The sequence below is a fragment of the Thiomonas sp. FB-6 genome, assembly GCF_000377645.1.
GTDB lineage: Bacteria > Pseudomonadota > Gammaproteobacteria > Burkholderiales > Burkholderiaceae_C > Thiomonas_A.
On sequence record NZ_KB898475.1, the window covers coordinates 62,336 to 76,060 of the forward strand.

At 72.4% G+C, this 13,725-nt stretch carries 14 protein-coding genes and 1 pseudogene; 11 read left to right on the forward strand and 4 right to left on the reverse strand.

The features are described from left to right. Nucleotides 1-11: 11 nt before the first annotated feature. A complete protein-coding gene (locus tag D466_RS20880) occupies nucleotides 12-650 on the reverse strand; it encodes a YecA family protein (RefSeq protein ID WP_018912946.1) in 639 nt (212 codons plus the stop codon). Nucleotides 651-839: 189 nt separating this feature from the next. On the opposite strand from D466_RS20880, the gene D466_RS0106710 reads away from it, so the two are divergent. From D466_RS0106710 to D466_RS0106720, 3 genes are all read left to right on the forward strand, one after another. Beyond that, complete coding sequence (locus tag D466_RS0106710; protein WP_018912947.1) at nucleotides 840-2,456, forward strand: DUF1800 domain-containing protein; 1,617 nt, start codon at nucleotides 840-842, stop codon at nucleotides 2,454-2,456. 58 nt (nucleotides 2,457-2,514) lie between these two features. After that, the gene (locus D466_RS0106715; RefSeq protein ID WP_018912948.1) at nucleotides 2,515-3,726 is read left to right on the forward strand and encodes a DUF1501 domain-containing protein; all 1,212 of its coding nucleotides are present in this window, start codon (nucleotides 2,515-2,517) and stop codon (nucleotides 3,724-3,726) included. 179 nt (nucleotides 3,727-3,905) lie between these two features. Beyond that, nucleotides 3,906-4,241, forward strand: a complete 336-nt coding sequence (locus D466_RS0106720) for a hypothetical protein (protein WP_018912949.1) — start codon at nucleotides 3,906-3,908, stop codon at nucleotides 4,239-4,241. A 49-nt stretch (nucleotides 4,242-4,290) separates the two neighbouring features. On the opposite strand, the gene D466_RS0106725 is transcribed toward D466_RS0106720, so the two are convergent. After that, a complete protein-coding gene (locus D466_RS0106725; RefSeq protein ID WP_018912950.1) occupies nucleotides 4,291-5,331 on the reverse strand; it encodes a zinc-dependent alcohol dehydrogenase family protein in 1,041 nt (346 codons plus the stop codon). A gap of 92 nt (nucleotides 5,332-5,423) precedes the next feature. On the opposite strand from D466_RS0106725, the pseudogene D466_RS24690 reads away from it, so the two are divergent. Further along, nucleotides 5,424-6,101 (forward strand): annotated as a pseudogene (locus tag D466_RS24690) (sulfite exporter TauE/SafE family protein); the annotation flags it as partial. Between the two features lie 53 nt (nucleotides 6,102-6,154). Here the strand turns inward: D466_RS24690 and D466_RS20885 are convergent. Then, nucleotides 6,155-7,033: a DMT family transporter gene (locus D466_RS20885; protein ID WP_038165575.1), complete on the reverse strand. Its 879-nt coding sequence runs from the start codon at nucleotides 7,031-7,033 to the stop codon at nucleotides 6,155-6,157. Nucleotides 7,034-7,248: 215 nt separating this feature from the next. Between D466_RS20885 and D466_RS0106745 the strand changes: the two genes are divergently transcribed. From D466_RS0106745 to D466_RS0106755, 3 genes are read left to right on the forward strand one after another with little or no spacing between them, the layout of a single operon-like run. After that, on the forward strand, nucleotides 7,249-7,764 hold the full coding sequence (locus D466_RS0106745; protein WP_369759406.1) for a DUF2889 domain-containing protein: 516 nt from the start codon (nucleotides 7,249-7,251) through the stop codon (nucleotides 7,762-7,764). 1 nt (nucleotide 7,765) lies between these two features. Continuing rightward, nucleotides 7,766-8,404: a LysE family transporter gene (locus D466_RS0106750; RefSeq protein ID WP_018912953.1), complete on the forward strand. Its 639-nt coding sequence runs from the start codon at nucleotides 7,766-7,768 to the stop codon at nucleotides 8,402-8,404. Between the two features lie 6 nt (nucleotides 8,405-8,410). After that, nucleotides 8,411-9,655, forward strand: a complete 1,245-nt coding sequence (locus tag D466_RS0106755) for a hypothetical protein (RefSeq protein ID WP_018912954.1) — start codon at nucleotides 8,411-8,413, stop codon at nucleotides 9,653-9,655. Here the strand turns inward: D466_RS0106755 and D466_RS22700 are convergent. Beyond that, entirely contained in the window at nucleotides 9,612-10,814 is a 1,203-nt protein-coding gene (locus D466_RS22700) for a GGDEF domain-containing protein (protein WP_026284980.1), read from the reverse strand. The genes D466_RS0106755 and D466_RS22700 overlap by 44 nt on opposite strands. 186 nt (nucleotides 10,815-11,000) lie before the next feature. Between D466_RS22700 and D466_RS22705 the strand changes: the two genes are divergently transcribed. Genes D466_RS22705 through D466_RS0106780 form a run of 4 tightly spaced genes read left to right on the forward strand, consistent with a single transcriptional unit; the run spans nucleotide 11,001 to nucleotide 13,717 of the window. Next, nucleotides 11,001-11,486 (forward strand): Tfp pilus assembly protein FimT/FimU, encoded by a 486-nt coding sequence (locus tag D466_RS22705; RefSeq protein WP_018912955.1) that lies wholly within the window; start codon nucleotides 11,001-11,003, stop codon nucleotides 11,484-11,486. After that, the gene (locus tag D466_RS0106770; protein ID WP_018912956.1) at nucleotides 11,483-11,980 is read left to right on the forward strand and encodes a prepilin-type N-terminal cleavage/methylation domain-containing protein; all 498 of its coding nucleotides are present in this window, start codon (nucleotides 11,483-11,485) and stop codon (nucleotides 11,978-11,980) included. The genes D466_RS22705 and D466_RS0106770 overlap by 4 nt, the downstream gene beginning before the upstream one ends. Before the next feature lies 1 nt (nucleotide 11,981). Beyond that, entirely contained in the window at nucleotides 11,982-13,175 is a 1,194-nt protein-coding gene (locus D466_RS0106775; protein ID WP_018912957.1) for a PilW family protein, read from the forward strand. Then, nucleotides 13,175-13,717, forward strand: a complete 543-nt coding sequence (locus D466_RS0106780; protein ID WP_018912958.1) for a hypothetical protein — start codon at nucleotides 13,175-13,177, stop codon at nucleotides 13,715-13,717. Before D466_RS0106775 ends, D466_RS0106780 begins: the two co-directional genes overlap by 1 nt. Nucleotides 13,718-13,725 lie beyond the last annotated feature (8 nt).

Genomic DNA, 13,725 nt, shown 5'->3' on the forward strand with positions numbered 1-13,725 from the left:
TCGGGGCGGATTCAGGAGGAGGGGCCGTCGGCCTCGTCCCCCTCGTCCGCCGCTTCGCGGCTGGCCGCCCAGTAGGCGTGCATGGACAGCACGGCCTGCGCAATCTCGTGGGTCAGCTGCTCGCGGGCCGCCGGCGTGGCGGTCAGGGCCCGCTCGCGCGGGCCCGGGTCCTCGTCGCCGAGCAGGTGCAGCGGACGCAGCCACTCCTGGCCCTCCCGGGTATCCAGCAGCGGCTGCCAGGCCTCCCCGCACATCTCCACGGCTTCCAGGAAGCCGCAGGCCCAGATGCGGGCATCGTCGCGCTCCACGCCCGCATCCTCGAAGCTGGACCACAGGGGTTCGATCACCGCGCCCCGCGGGTTCTGCAGGCGCGCGCAGATGCTGTCGTACAGGCGCGTGACGAGCCCGACCACGCGCCGGGCCTTCGCGGCGTCGCGCACCGGAGGCGCCATGTCGGCGTGATCCTCGCCCCAGATCCTGGGCATCCAGCGGCGTGGGGGAATGCGTTCCGGGCCGATGGCCAGTGCGTGCAGATAGCCGTCGAGCATGTCGAGGGTCATGCTTTCCTCGATGCCGGCATACAGCAGGAACTGATCGAGTTCGTCGACCTCGGCGTCGCTCAGCGGGGATGGGGGGGCGGGACGTGGCATGGGCCAGCACTGTAATGCAAGCGCCAAGCGCCGCCCACCGCCCGCGGCACGGATGCAATTGGTCACAGATGCGTATCCCGGCGGTGTCGCCGAAGGCATGTCAGCCTCCGTTATGGCCGTCATCGTCCCCGGCCTCGAACTCCGCCGGGCGTGCTTCCCGCAAGCCGGGCTTCGAGCAAAGGGCTGGCCATGTTCCGTTTCAGGTGCCGGGTGCCGCGCGTCCTGCGTCTGGGGGCGCCGATGCTGCTGCTCGCGGGATGCGCCTGCGCTGCCCAGGCTTCCACGGCCGCGGATCTGGACGCGGGCGCCCGGGCCCACCCGCTGGCCTTTCTCGACCGCATCGGCTGGGGGGCCGACCCCGCGCAGCTGCGCCAGCTGCGGGAACAGGGAGCGACGCGCCTGCTGGACGCCCAGTTGCGCCCCGACCCCGACCCCACCCTGCCGCCGCAACTCGCGCGCAGCCTGGCGGCGCTGCCGGTCAACGCGCCGCTGGAGCAGCTCATCGCGCCGCTGGTCGAGCAGCGCCGCCAGATCCGCATGTCCGGCGGCGCGGCGGGCTCCGCGGACGCCGGGGACGCGCAGGCCCGGCTCAAGGACTTGCGCCAGCGCATGAACGCGCTCACCCGTCAGGCCATGGCGCAGCAACTGCTGCTGGCGGTCTACGCGCCCAACCAGTTGCAGCAGCGCCTGAGCTGGTTCTGGATGAACCACTTCAACGTGTTCCACGGCTTCCTCGTCGGCCCGATGATGGCCGACTACCAGATGCGGGTGATCGAACCGCACGCGCTGGGTCATTTCCGCGACCTGCTGCGGGCCACCATGTTCTCGCCGCAGATGCTGCTGTACCTGAACAATGCGCAAAACGCGCGCGGCCACATCAACGAGAACTACGCGCGCGAACTCATGGAGCTGCACACCCTCGGCGTGGGCTCCGGCTACACCCAGGCCGACGTCACCCACCTGGCGCACGCGCTCACCGGGCTGGGCGTGGACCTGGCCGGGCGCCCGGTGCGCGTGCGCCCGGCCTGGCGCGGGCTGCTGTGGCAGCGCGGGCTGGTGGTGTTCAACCCGGCGCGCCACGACAGCTCCCCGCAGCTCGTGCTGGGCCACACGCTGCAGGGCGATTCGGTGGACGAGATGGAACAGGTGGTCGACCTGCTGGCCGACGACCCGGCCACCGCGAAACACCTGTGCCTGGAGCTCGCGCGGTATTTCGTGGCCGACCATCCCGACCCCGCGATGGTGGCGGCGATGGTGCGCAGCTGGCAGCGCAGCGATGGCGACATCGCCGCCGTGCTGCGCACCATGTACAGGAGCCCGCAGTTCGCCGCCAGCCTGGCCAGCCCGCAGTTCAAGGACCCGATGCGCTACGTGATCTCCAGCGTGCGCGCCGGCCTGGCCGGGCCGCGGCTGATCCGCAATCCCCAGCCCATGCTCGGAGCGCTGGCCGCGCTGGGCGAGCCGCTGTTCGGGCGCAGCACGCCCGACGGATACCCGGTGGGCGCCGCGGCCTGGGACGGCTCGGGTGCCATGACCACGCGTTTTCGCATTGCGCAGCAATTCGGCGCCGGGGCGCCCGCGCTGTTCGGCGAGCCGCCGCCCTACCTGCGCGAGGACGGCCTCCTGCCGGCCGAGGCGCAGCCGAAGGGGCCGCGCGGACCGGCGCCCGAACTGGCGCGCAGCCCGGTGTACCTGGCCGCCGAGCCCGGCCTGAGCGGCGCGACCCGGCAGGTGCTGGCGCAGGCCGGGCCGCGCGTGCGCTGGAACGCGCTGTGGCTGGCCTCGCCCGAGTTCATGAACCAGTAGCCGGGCCGGACTCTTTTCACGCAGCCTTCGCACGCCGCCTTCGCACGGAGCCAGGATCATGCAACGACGTCACGTACTCCAGGCCGCCGCCGCGGCCACGCTCGCGCTGCCGGGCGCCACGCTGTGGGCCGCGCCCGTCGCGGGCAGGCCGAAGTTCATCCTGGTGTTCCTGCGCGGCGCCTACGACGCGGCCAACGTACTGGTGCCCTACACCAGCGAGTTCTATTACGAGTCGCGCCCGCACATCGCCGTGCCGCGCCCGGGCAGCGGCGCCGACGCCGCCGTCGCGCTGGACGCCGACTGGGCGCTGCATCCCGCGCTGCGCGCCAGCCTGCTGCCCCTGTGGCAGGCCGGCCAGCTGGCCTTCGTGCCCTTCGCCGGCACGCGCGACCTCAGCCGCAGCCACTTCGAGACCCAGGACCACATCGAACTCGGCCAGGGCGGACAGACCCGCAGCTACGACGACGGCTTCCTGAACCGGCTGCTGCAGCAACTGGGCGGCGGCACGCGCCCCATGGCCTTCAGCGCGCAACTGCCGCTGTCCCTGCGCGGGCCGCGGCGGGTGCCCAACCTGGCCATCGCCAGCGCCGGGCGCCCGGGCATCGCGCCGGGGCAGCAGGCCTTGCTCGAGCGCATGTGGGGCGGCACCGCGCAGAGCGCCTCGGTGCGCGAGGGCTTCGCCGTGCAGGCCACGGTGGCGCGCGACATGCAGGCCGCGGACTGGAACGCCGAGATGCGCGCGGCCAGCCGCGGCGCGGTGGCGCCGCGCGGATTCGTGGCCGAGGCGGCGCGCATCGGCGCGCTCATGCGCGAGAGTTTCGACGTCGGCTTCATCGACGTCGGCGGCTGGGACACCCATGTCTACGAGGCTTCCGCCAACGGCGCCCACGGCCAGCTCGCCGACAAGCTCGGGGCGCTGGGCGAGGGCCTGGCGGCGCTGTCGCGCAGCCTGGGCCCGGCGTGGCGCGACACCACCGTGGTGGTGCTCAGCGAATTCGGCCGCACCTTCCGCGAGAACGGCAACCGGGGAACCGACCACGGGCACGGCACCGTGTACTGGGTGCTGGGCGGTGGTGTGCGCGGCGGGCGCGTCGTGGGCGAGCAGGTCGCCCTCAGCCCGGCGACCCTGAACCAGAACCGGGACTACCCCGTGCTCACCAACGACCGCGACCTGCTGGGCGGCCTGTTCTCGCGCCTGTGGGGCCTCGATGCCGGGCGCCTGGCGGCGGTGTTCCCGGACAGCCGCCCGGCCGATCTTCGCCTGGTCTGAGGCGTCCGCGGAACGCGGGATGACCACTACGATCGTGGGGTTGTAACGCCGTTTCTACTATCCGACTCGGTCGTATGTTCGACTACCCCAGGGGATTTCCCATGAACAAACTCCTTATTGGCCTGGCATTTGCTGCAGGTGTAGGCTTGGTTGCGCAATCTTCGGCCTCGGCGGCCGACATGGGCACGAAAATCGAACTCGCGGCGCAGAACGGCTCCGGTGAGACCGGGTACGCCACGCTGACCCCGCACGGTGACGGCACGCTGGTGGAAATCCACCTGCAGGGCGGCCCCGCGGGCGTGGCCCAGCCGGCCCACATCCACCCCGGCACCTGCGCCAAGCTCGATCCCAAGCCCAAGTTCGGCCTGAAGCCGGTGAAGGACGGCATGTCCAGCACCGTGGTGCCGGTGTCCATCAAGACCCTGCTGGCCAGCCCGATGGCCATCAACGTGCACGAGAGCGCGAAGGACATCAAGAAGTACGTCGCCTGCGGCGACATCAAGATGTCGATGTAAGACCCGAGCATCCGGCGGGGGCCGCCATGCGGCTCCCGTCCGGCGGGGTTCAGAATTCGGTGACCACCGTCACCCCGACCCCCGGAAAGGCGTCCATCGACGTGAGCACGTCGATGGACTGTTCCAGGCTCACGGTGCGGCCGACCAGGCGCGCGGGGTCCAGCTTTCCCGAATCCATCATCGCGAACATCGTGCCGTAGCGGTGCGCCTGCATGCCGTGGCTGCCGACGATTTCCAGTTCGTGGGCGATGACCCGGCTCATCGGCACGGCCGGCTCGGCATGTTCGCCCAGCATCAGCCCGACCTGCACGTGGCGCCCGCGCTTGCGCAGGTTGGCGATGGAGTTGAAACAGGTGGCCGGATGGCCCAGCGCGTCCAGCGAGACGTGGGCGCCGCCGCCGGTGATCTCGCGCACCGCCTCCACCACGTCGGCCGTGCGCGAGGCATTGACGGTGGCGTCGGCCCCCAGCGCGCGCGCCAGCTCCAGCTTGTCGTCGCCGATGTCCACCGCCACCACGCGGGCGCCCGAGGCGCTGGCGATCATCACCGCCGACAGCCCCACGCCGCCGCAGCCGTGCACCGCCACCCATTGGCCCGGCGAGACCCGGCCCTGGTCCACGACGGCGCGGTAGGAGGTGACGAAGCGGCAGCCCAGGCTGGCCGCGGTGGCGAAGTCCATGGCTTCGGGCAGGCGCACCAGGTTGAGGTCGGCCTGGTGCACCGACACGTACTCGGCGAAGGAGCCCCAGTGCGTGAAGCCGGGCTGGAACTGGTGGTCGCATACCTGCTGGTGGCCTGCGTGGCATTCGGGGCAGGCGCCGCAGCCCGCGACGAAAGGCACGGTGACCCGGTCCCCGGCCTTCCAGCGCCGCACGTCGCTGCCCACGGCCACCACCAGCCCCGCGAACTCGTGCCCCGGCACATGCGGCAGGCGGATGTCGGGGTCGTGCCCCATCCAGCCGTGCCAGTCGCTGCGGCACACGCCGGTGGCCATCACGCGGATCACCACGCCGTGCGACTCGGGGGTTGGGTCGGGCGCCGAGCGCAACTGCGGACGGGCGCCGAAGGATTCGTAGATCACGGCTTTCATGGAAGGTTCCGGAAATCGTTCGAAGTGCCAACTGCCCGGTAGTGTGCCTGAGCTTCCCGCAGAATGGGGGTATGGACCACGCCTCCTTGTACATGCTCGGCATCGTGTTCGCCGCCACCCTGATCCGCTCCACCTTCGGGTTCGGCGAGGCCTTGTTCGCGGTGCCCCTGCTGGCGCTGGTCCTGCCGCTGCGCCTGGTGACGCCGCTGGTGGTCCTGCTGTCCACCACCATCGCGGCCGCCGTGGTGGCGCAGGACTGGCGCCACGTGCACCTGCGCGGCAGCCTCGGGCTGCTGCTGCCCTCGCTGGCGGGCATTCCCTGCGGCCTGCTGCTGCTGGGCAGCCGCTATCAGCCACCGCTGAAGATCGCGCTGGCGCTGCTGATCATCGCCTTCGCCGCCTACAGCCTGCTGGGCCGCAAACCTCCCCACCTGCGCAGCGACCGCCCGGCCTGGTTGCTGGGCTGCGGCTTCTGCGCGGGCGTGCTGGGCGCGGCCTACGGCATGAACGGACCCCCGCTGGTGGTGTACGGAACCATGCGCCGCTGGAGCTCGCAGCAGTTCCGCGCCACCTTGCAGGGCTATTTCCTGCCGGCCAGCCTGCTGGCGCTGCTGGGCTACCGGCTCAGCGGCCTGTGGGTGCCCGAGGTGACGCACGACTACCTGATCTGCCTGCCGGCGGCGATTCCGGCCATCGTGCTCGGCCGCTGGCTCAACCGGCGCATGCACCCGCAGGGCTTCGCGCGCTACGTGCACGCCGGGCTGCTGGCCATCGGCCTGGGCCTGCTGGCGCAGGCCTTGCCGGGCCGCGCGGCCGCCGCGCCTCAGCGCGCCAGCGCCAGCAGCACCACACCCGCCAGCATCGAGCCCCCGCCGAGCAGGCGCACGGCGCCGACCGTCTCGCGCAGGACCAGCGCGCCGAGCACCATGCCGATGAGCAGCGAGAGTTCGCGCGCCGGAGCCACGTAGGCCAGCGGCGCCCGCCCCATCGCGTACAGCACCATCAGGTAGGCCAGCGGCGACAGCACCCCCACGGTCACGATGGCAAGCGCGTTGCGCCGCCACTGCTCGCCCAGCGCCGGCGGGTCGCGCAGCGCCATTGGCGCGATCATCGCCGCGCGCAGCGCCAGGCCGATCACGTAGTAGGTGACGGGTTCCAGCCGCAGGCTGTGCATGGTCCAGCCGTCGATCACCGTGTAGGTGGCGATCATCGAGCCGGTCAGCAGGCCCCACAGCAGCCCCGGCCCGTTGCGGCCGGCGCGCCCGGGGCCGGCACGGCCGCGCAGCCGCAGGCCGGACACCAGCACGATGCCCCCCAGGATGGCCGCGATGCCCGCCCACGCCGCCAGCGGCGGCCGTTCGCCCAGCACGGCCACCGCCACCAGCACGCTGATCAGCGGGCCGGTGCCCCGCGCCACCGGGTAGACCACCGAGAAATCGCCCGCGCGGTAGCCGCGCTGCAAGGCCAGTGCGTACAACTGGTGGGCCATGCTGCTGCAGGCGACGGCGGCCCAGCCGGCGGGCGGCAGGGCGGCGGCGCCCCCGCGCCAGGCCAGCAGCGCGAAGGGCGCGAACACGAGCACGCTGACCAGGTCGTACAACCAGATGAAGGGCAGGCCGGCCGAGGCCTTCTTGGCGAACAGGTTCCAGGTGGCATGCAGCGAGGCGCCGCCGAGCACCAGGGCCAGAGCGATGGGGTCCATGCCGAGCATCGGCCCATGGTAGGTCCTTTGCCGCCGGCGCCGGCGCCGCCCCGCCGGCGGCCCGGCGGGCAAAGCGGATATGCTGGCTGCGGGCACGCCGCCCGCAAGCCCGGATTCCTGCCGTGAACCCCCATCCCGACTCCTCCTCGATCCCCGCATCCCCCGCATCCCCCGCATCGTCCGTAGCGTTCGATGCCTCCGTCACCCGCGAAGAACTGCATCTGCGGCGCATCGAGATGCGCGGTTTCCGCCGCAGCGACGGTCTGTACGAGATCGAGGCCCGGCTGCGCGACTCCAAGCCCTTCGACCAGGAGCTGGCGCGGGCCGGGCGCGTCGTGCCGGCCGGCGAGCCCATCCACGACCTCGGCATGCGCCTGGTGTTCGATGGCGACTACACGGTGCGCGCGGTCCAGGCCTTCGCCGACGCCGCCCCCTACACCGAATGCCCGCAGGCCGGGGCCGCGCTGCAGGCGCTGGTGGGCCTGCGCATGGTCGCCGGCTGGAACAAGGCGGTGCGCGAGCGCCTGGCCAACGCCGCCAACTGCACGCACCTGAAGGAACTGCTCGGGCCCATCGCCACCACCGCCTTTCAGTCGCTGGTGACGGAGTTCCCGGAGCGCACCGAGGCGGCGGACGCGAAGGGCCGGCCGCTCCAGATCGGCACCTGCTACGCCTACCGCGCCGAGGGCGAGGTGGTGCTGCGCAACTGGCCGCGTTTCCACCGGAGCTGAGATGAGCCCGAGCCTGTGGAGCCTGCTGGCCGCGCTGGTCGCGGTGTACCTGCCCGCGCTGGCCATTCCCGGGCCCAATTTCCTGGCCGTCACGCAGGCCTCGCTGGACGTGTCGCGGCGCCACGGCGTGGCCACCGCGCTGGGCGTGGCCAGCGGCAGCACACTGCTGGCCAGCCTGGCCGCCGCCGGTGCCGGCCTGTTGCTGACCCATGCGGGGCCGGCGCAGCGCGTGGCGGCCCTGCTGGGCGGTGCCTACCTGGTGTACCTGGCGCGTTCGATCTGGCGCCAGTCGCGCAGCGCGCAACCGGCGCCGGCCGCCCCGGCCGCGCAGGGCACCGTGCGCGCCAGCTATCGGCGCGGCCTGCTGACCAACCTGAGCAACCCGAAGGCGCTGGTGTTCTTTTCCACCATCTTCGCCGGCCTGCTGGGCGCCGGCGCGCCATGGAGCGTGCGCGCGGCGGCAGTGGCCACCATCTTCTGCTGCTCGATGTCCTGGCACCTCAGCCTGGCCACCCTGTTCACCCGAGCCTCGGTGCGCGCGGCCTACGCCCGCATGCGCCGCGTGCTGCTGCGCGGCACCTCGCTGCTCCTCGGCGGTTTCGGGCTGCGCCTGGTCTGGCAGGCGGCGGCGGGGCGCTGAGCGGGCGTGGCTGCGTCCCTGCGCCACCCCGGCTCCCGGGCGCGGCGCCTGCTGGCGCCGCTGGGCATCGCGGTGGCCGGGCTGGCCGGACGCTCGGCGGTGGACAAGCTGCTGGCCCTGCGCGCCGGCGCCGGCGGCGTCGTGGCCTGGGGCCAGATGGCTTCGCTGCTGGACCTGGTGACCGGCGTGGTGGCGGCCGGCATCGGCAGCGGCCTGGCGGTGCTGGTGGCGGGCGCGGAGCCGCCGCGTCGCGCGGCCTTGCTGCGCAGCGCGTTGCGCCTGGGCGGCGCCCTGAGCGCGCTGGTGGCGGCGCTGCTGTGCGCGGTCGCGGCGTGGCGCGCACCCTGGGCCGCGGCGCTCGGGCTGCCGCGCGACGACCTGGTGCTGGGCGGCGTGGCGGGCGTGGCGATCAGCCTCGGCTCGCTGGCGGGCAGCTATTGGCTCGGCGCCCAGCGCCTGCGCCTGCAGGGCCTGCTGGCCCTGCTCGCCGCCGCGCTGGCCACGCTGGTCGCCGGTCTGGCGCCCCCGGGGCGGGCGGTGCAACTGCTGGCCGGCGCGCAGGCCTTGCTGTCGCTGGGCGTCGCCGCGTGGACCCTGCGCGTGGCGCCCGCCGGGCCGGGGGGCGAGCGCGGGGCGCGCGCGCAATTGCTGCGCTACCTGCCGGCGGGCCTGGCGCTGGGCGTGCTCGGCCCGGCCTCGATGCTGGCCGCGCGCGCGCTCACCGCGCAAGGCCTGTCCTGGCAGGCCGCCGGCACCCTGCAGGCGCTGTGGCGGGTGTCGGACTGGGTGACGTCGATCGCCGCCAGCGTGCTGTCCGTGCTGTACCTGCCGCGCCTGGGCCGCGCCTGGGGCAGCGCGCAATGGGCTGGCGAACTGCGCGCGGCGGCCTGGGCCGTGCTGCCCGCCAGCGCGCTGGCCCTGCTCGGGCTGCTGTGGCTGCGCGTGCCGGTGTTCGAGGCGCTGTACGGCCCGGGCTTCGTGCCCGGTGCGCGGGCGACGGCGCTGTTCTTCGGCGGAAGCCTGTTGCGCGTGGCCGCCTGGGTGCCCCTGTTCGCGCTGTATGCGCAGGGCAGGGGGCATGCCATCGCGCTGGGGGAGTTCGCGTCGCTGCCCCTGTTCGCGGTTCTGCTGGCCGCGGGCGCAGCCCGCGCGGGGCTGGCCTGGATCGCCGCGGCCTGGCTGCTGAGCTACGCCGCCTACGCCGCCGTCAATCTGTGGCTGGTGCTGGGCGCGAGTCGGTCGCCAGGTTGAGCGCGTCGTCCGTGCGCAGACCCAGCTGCCACCAGCTTTCCCGCCGCCCCTTGCGCTGCTTGAGCTGGTACATGGCGGCGTCGGCCTTGCGCAGCAGATCCTGCATGTCGGTGCCGTCCGCTGGAAAACGCGCCACGCCCATGCTGAGCTGGATGCGCACCTGGCGCGTCGGGGTCAGGCGCAGCGGCTCGGCCGCGGCGCTCTCGATGCGCGCGATCACGGCGGCGAGTTCGGCATGCGCGTTGTCCGGGTCGATGTCGGCGATCACCATGACGAACTCGTCGCCGCCCAGGCGCGCCAGCAGGTCGTTGCTGCGCAGGCGCGCCGTCCAGCGCCGCGCCACCTCGCGCAGCAGCTTGTCGCCAGCGGCATGCCCGAGCCGGTCGTTGATCTGCTTGAAATCGTCCAGGTCCATGTAGCCCACCGCGACCTCGGTGCCGTTGCGCCGAGCGCGTTCGAGCGCGTCCTGCAGGCGCGCGTGCAGCGCCAGGCGGTTGGGCAGGCCGGTCAGGGAATCGTGCATGGAAAGACGCGCCGCCGCGGCGTGCAGGCGCGAAAGCTCCACGAAGGAGGACTGGATGCGGTGCGTGGCCAGGGTCAGGTAGGCGAAATAGATGAAGATCAGCCCGCCCACCGTGCGCAGGGTGGTGTCCTCCGACAGCAGCAGGCGCGCGCTCATGGCGAGCGCCGGCGGCAGCATGAACAGCAGCGCCGACCACGCGTCCGAGGACTGCTGCGCCACGCCGGCGCCGCACACGGCGATGATCACCGCGGTGACCAGTATCTCGTCGAAGGGGAGGGCGGCGGGAAGGATCAGGGGCAGCGCGGCCCAGACCAGGCCCAGCGCCAGCACGCTCAGGCGCAGCCAGCGCAGCCACGAGGGTCCGTTGCGCCCGGCGGCCACGTCTTCGCGCCCGAGGCCCCACACGGCCACGCGCCCCAGATGCGCCACGAACAGCACGGCGAACCAGGCGGCCAGCCGGCCGTGCGCCACATGCTGGCGCAGCAGCCAGCTCACCACCGCGGCCGGCACCACGCTGCCCGCGAAGCCCACCGGGATGGACTTCAGCAGCACCCGCGCCTGGTCGATCGAGGTGTCGGGCGGCGGCCCGGCGGCGGCGCCGGCCTGCGCGGGAGTGTCGGGGGAAGAGCCGTCCATCGAATCGGAGCTGGTTCTGGCGCGGGAGGAGGAGCTTTCGCATCCTAGCGTGGCCCGGCGCGAACACGCGCCTACCGCTCGTCGGGCGCTTGCTACCTTTCGCCGGAAAGCCCTTGCCCCTGCCGCGGGGCCTCGGCAGGATGCGTCCATGGCGGCCCACGTCGAGGGCCGGGGACGGGCACGGCGATGCACGCGCGAGGCGCCGGGGGCGCAAGAGGCTTCACCCTGATCGAGACACTGGTGGTCATGGCCTTGGCTGCGGTGCTGCTGGCCGTGGCCGTGCCCAACCTGCGCCCGCAGGTGGCCGCGGCGCATGCCAAATCCACCGCCAGCCAGCTCGCCGACGCACTGCGCTACGCGCGCCAGTACGCGTTGAACACCTCCACCCTGGTCACCTTCACCCCCAGCGGCTGCGGCTATACCGTGGCCACTACCGCCGGCACCCAGCTGCTCAGCGCCTCCTCGGGCGCCTCCAGCGGCGTGAGCTGCCAGGCGCTGTCGCAGACCGTCTCCTTCCTGGGCGACGGCAGCGTGGCGCTGTGCACGCAAGGCGCCCAGGGGCTGAGCTGCAGCCCGGCCGGCGCCAACAGCACCGCCACCGTCAGCGGCGGCGGGAGCAACTGGCAGATCGTGCTGTCCCCTGGAGGCGTGGTCACCACGAGCGGATCATGAACCCGGGTTCCTTCAAGCCGCTGCGCGGCGCGCGCGCGCGAGGCAGGCAGCGCGGCCTGAGCCTGCTGGAAGTGCTGGTGGCCATGCTGCTGTTCCTGGCCGCCGCCAGCGGCCTGGTGCTGCTGACCAACCAGGCCTACGTGGCCAACGCCCAGGCCCTGCGCACCTTCGCCGCCACCAGCACCGCGCAAAGCCTGCTGGCGGTGGTGGAGGGCAACTCCTCGGCACTGTCCGCGCTCAACGGCCTGCAGCTCAGCGCGAGCAACCCCTCGGTGAGCAACGCGGCGCTCAACCCGGTGCTCAGCTGGTGGCAGGCGCAGGTCGTGCAATACCCCGACCTGCAATCCCTCTCGGTATCCACGCTTCCCAGCGGCAGCGCCAGCCCGGGCACCTGCAGCGCCACCGCGCCGTGCCAGCTCAGCGCCGTCATCACCGTGCGCTCGGCCTTCGGCGGCAGCGTGCAACGCAGCTTTGTCCTGCAGGACGGATTCTGAGATGAAGCCCTCTTGCTCAAGCCGAAACCCGGGCCGCGCCGCGGCGCGCGGCTTCACGCTCATCGAGACCCTGGTCGCGCTGGCCGTGGCCGCCATGCTGGGCCTGCTCGTGTTCGTCTCCTTCACCAGCCTGGAGTCCAGCGGCATCCGCGCCAGCGATACCGCCAGGCTGCAGGACCACGCCCGCGTGAGCATGACCCTGCTGTCCGACGACGTGGCGCGCGCCGGCTTCATGATGAACGGCCCCTCCGGCCAGGGGCGCTGCGCACGCCTGCTGACCTACAACAGCAACTTCAGCACCACCCAGATGAGCAACCAGTGGCCGGTGTCCGCGGTGGTGCAGACCACCTCCGGCACCGTGCCCGGCACGGCCTCCACCGCCTTCAATTACGCCAACCCGGGCGGCGCCGCCACCGACGCCATCACCATGTTCTACGCGGTGAACTTCGGGCAGGGCGGAAGCGCCACCCCCGGCAGCGTGCGCGTGGTCAAGGCCACCAACGGCAGCCTCAGCAACGCGGCGCTGTTCGTGGCCAACAGCTCCGCCTTCCAGACCGGCGACGTCGACATCGTGGTGCTGCCGGCGCGCAACATCTGCATCCGCTTCCAGATCACCGGCACCGGCGGCGCGGCCAGCCAGATCGTGCACAACTCCGGCAGCAGCACGGTGATCAACCCGCCCAACGGTTTCACCGGGGTGTCCAGCCTGGCCAACCCGGCCGTCAGCCCGGCCATCACCACGGCCGACCTGGCGCAGGCCTACGTGCAGGACTTCGGGCAGATCTCCGGCGCCAGCGGCCCGATCCAGGTCAGCTACAGCATCCGGCCGGACCCGAACTCCTCCAGCACGCCGGACCTGTGGCGCACCGTGGTCAACGCGCTGGGCACGGTGGTCAGCGACAGCCCCGTCGCCAGCAACGTGGTGATGCTGCACGCGCTGTACGCGCCGGTGGTCAACGGCCAGCTGCAGGGCTTCGTGCCCTGGTCGGGCATTTCCAGCGCCAACCAGCAGGGCCAGGTCGGCGCCGTGGAACTCGCCTACGTGCTGCGCAAGCCCAACACGGCGCGGCACACCGGCAACCCGGCGAGCCTGTCGGTTCTGGACGAGACCTACACGCCGCCGGCCGGCAACGCATGGCAATACCAGGTGTTCACGCAGACGGCCTATCTGCGCAACGTCGCATGGAACCAATGATGAGCCCCAGGCACGCACAGAAGGGCGCGGCGCTGCTGGTCGTGATCGCGCTGTTCCTGATCATCCTGCCCATCGCGCTGCTGGCGATCTTCCAGCGCAGCCTGCAGAACGACAGCTTCTCCGGCTCCTACCTGTGGCGCGCGCAGGCGCGCGACGCCGCCAACCAGCAGATGGCCGCGCTGCGCTCCACCGTGAGCCAGACCATCGGCACCGGCGGGCTGCTCGAGTACCAGGCCTCGCCGCCGACCTGGTACGTCGGAAACACGCAGAACGTGCAGCCGGGCTCGGCCAGTTTCTGGACCGGCTGCCAGAGCAAGCAGCTGTGCCAGGCCACCACCGTGACCCTGGCCAACGGCACGGGGCGCCAGCAGTTCCAGGTGCTGCAGCTGGTCACGCCCACCGGCGTGATCGACAGCACCCTGTGCAACCCCGGCTACATCGCCGTCTTCTACAACATCTGGGTGCAGGCCACGGCGAGTGCGAACCCCGCCGCGGGCGCGGCCACCACGCAGGCCGTGTACCGCGCCTGCATCCAGTCCTAGCGCCAACC

What these genes read in the sequence shown, in the direction of transcription:
- D466_RS0106780 (WP_018912958.1), top strand. Translation starts at nt 13,175, where the DNA reads ATGAGCCCCAGGCACGCACAGAAGGGCGCGGCGCTGCTGGTCGTGATC.
- D466_RS22700 (WP_026284980.1), bottom strand. Translation starts at nt 10,814, where the DNA reads ATGGACGGCTCTTCCCCCGACACTCCCGCGCAGGCCGGCGCCGCCGCC.
- D466_RS0106715 (WP_018912948.1), top strand. Translation starts at nt 2,515, where the DNA reads ATGCAACGACGTCACGTACTCCAGGCCGCCGCCGCGGCCACGCTCGCG.
- D466_RS0106725 (WP_018912950.1), bottom strand. Translation starts at nt 5,331, where the DNA reads ATGAAAGCCGTGATCTACGAATCCTTCGGCGCCCGTCCGCAGTTGCGC.
- D466_RS0106770 (WP_018912956.1), top strand. Translation starts at nt 11,483, where the DNA reads ATGAACCCGGGTTCCTTCAAGCCGCTGCGCGGCGCGCGCGCGCGAGGC.
- D466_RS0106750 (WP_018912953.1), top strand. Translation starts at nt 7,766, where the DNA reads ATGAGCCCGAGCCTGTGGAGCCTGCTGGCCGCGCTGGTCGCGGTGTAC.
- D466_RS0106720 (WP_018912949.1), top strand. Translation starts at nt 3,906, where the DNA reads ATGGGCACGAAAATCGAACTCGCGGCGCAGAACGGCTCCGGTGAGACC.
- D466_RS22705 (WP_018912955.1), top strand. Translation starts at nt 11,001, where the DNA reads ATGCACGCGCGAGGCGCCGGGGGCGCAAGAGGCTTCACCCTGATCGAG.
- D466_RS20880 (WP_018912946.1), bottom strand. Translation starts at nt 650, where the DNA reads ATGCCACGTCCCGCCCCCCCATCCCCGCTGAGCGACGCCGAGGTCGAC.
- D466_RS0106710 (WP_018912947.1), top strand. Translation starts at nt 840, where the DNA reads ATGTTCCGTTTCAGGTGCCGGGTGCCGCGCGTCCTGCGTCTGGGGGCG.
- D466_RS20885 (WP_038165575.1), bottom strand. Translation starts at nt 7,033, where the DNA reads ATGGACCCCATCGCTCTGGCCCTGGTGCTCGGCGGCGCCTCGCTGCAT.
- D466_RS0106775 (WP_018912957.1), top strand. Translation starts at nt 11,982, where the DNA reads ATGAAGCCCTCTTGCTCAAGCCGAAACCCGGGCCGCGCCGCGGCGCGC.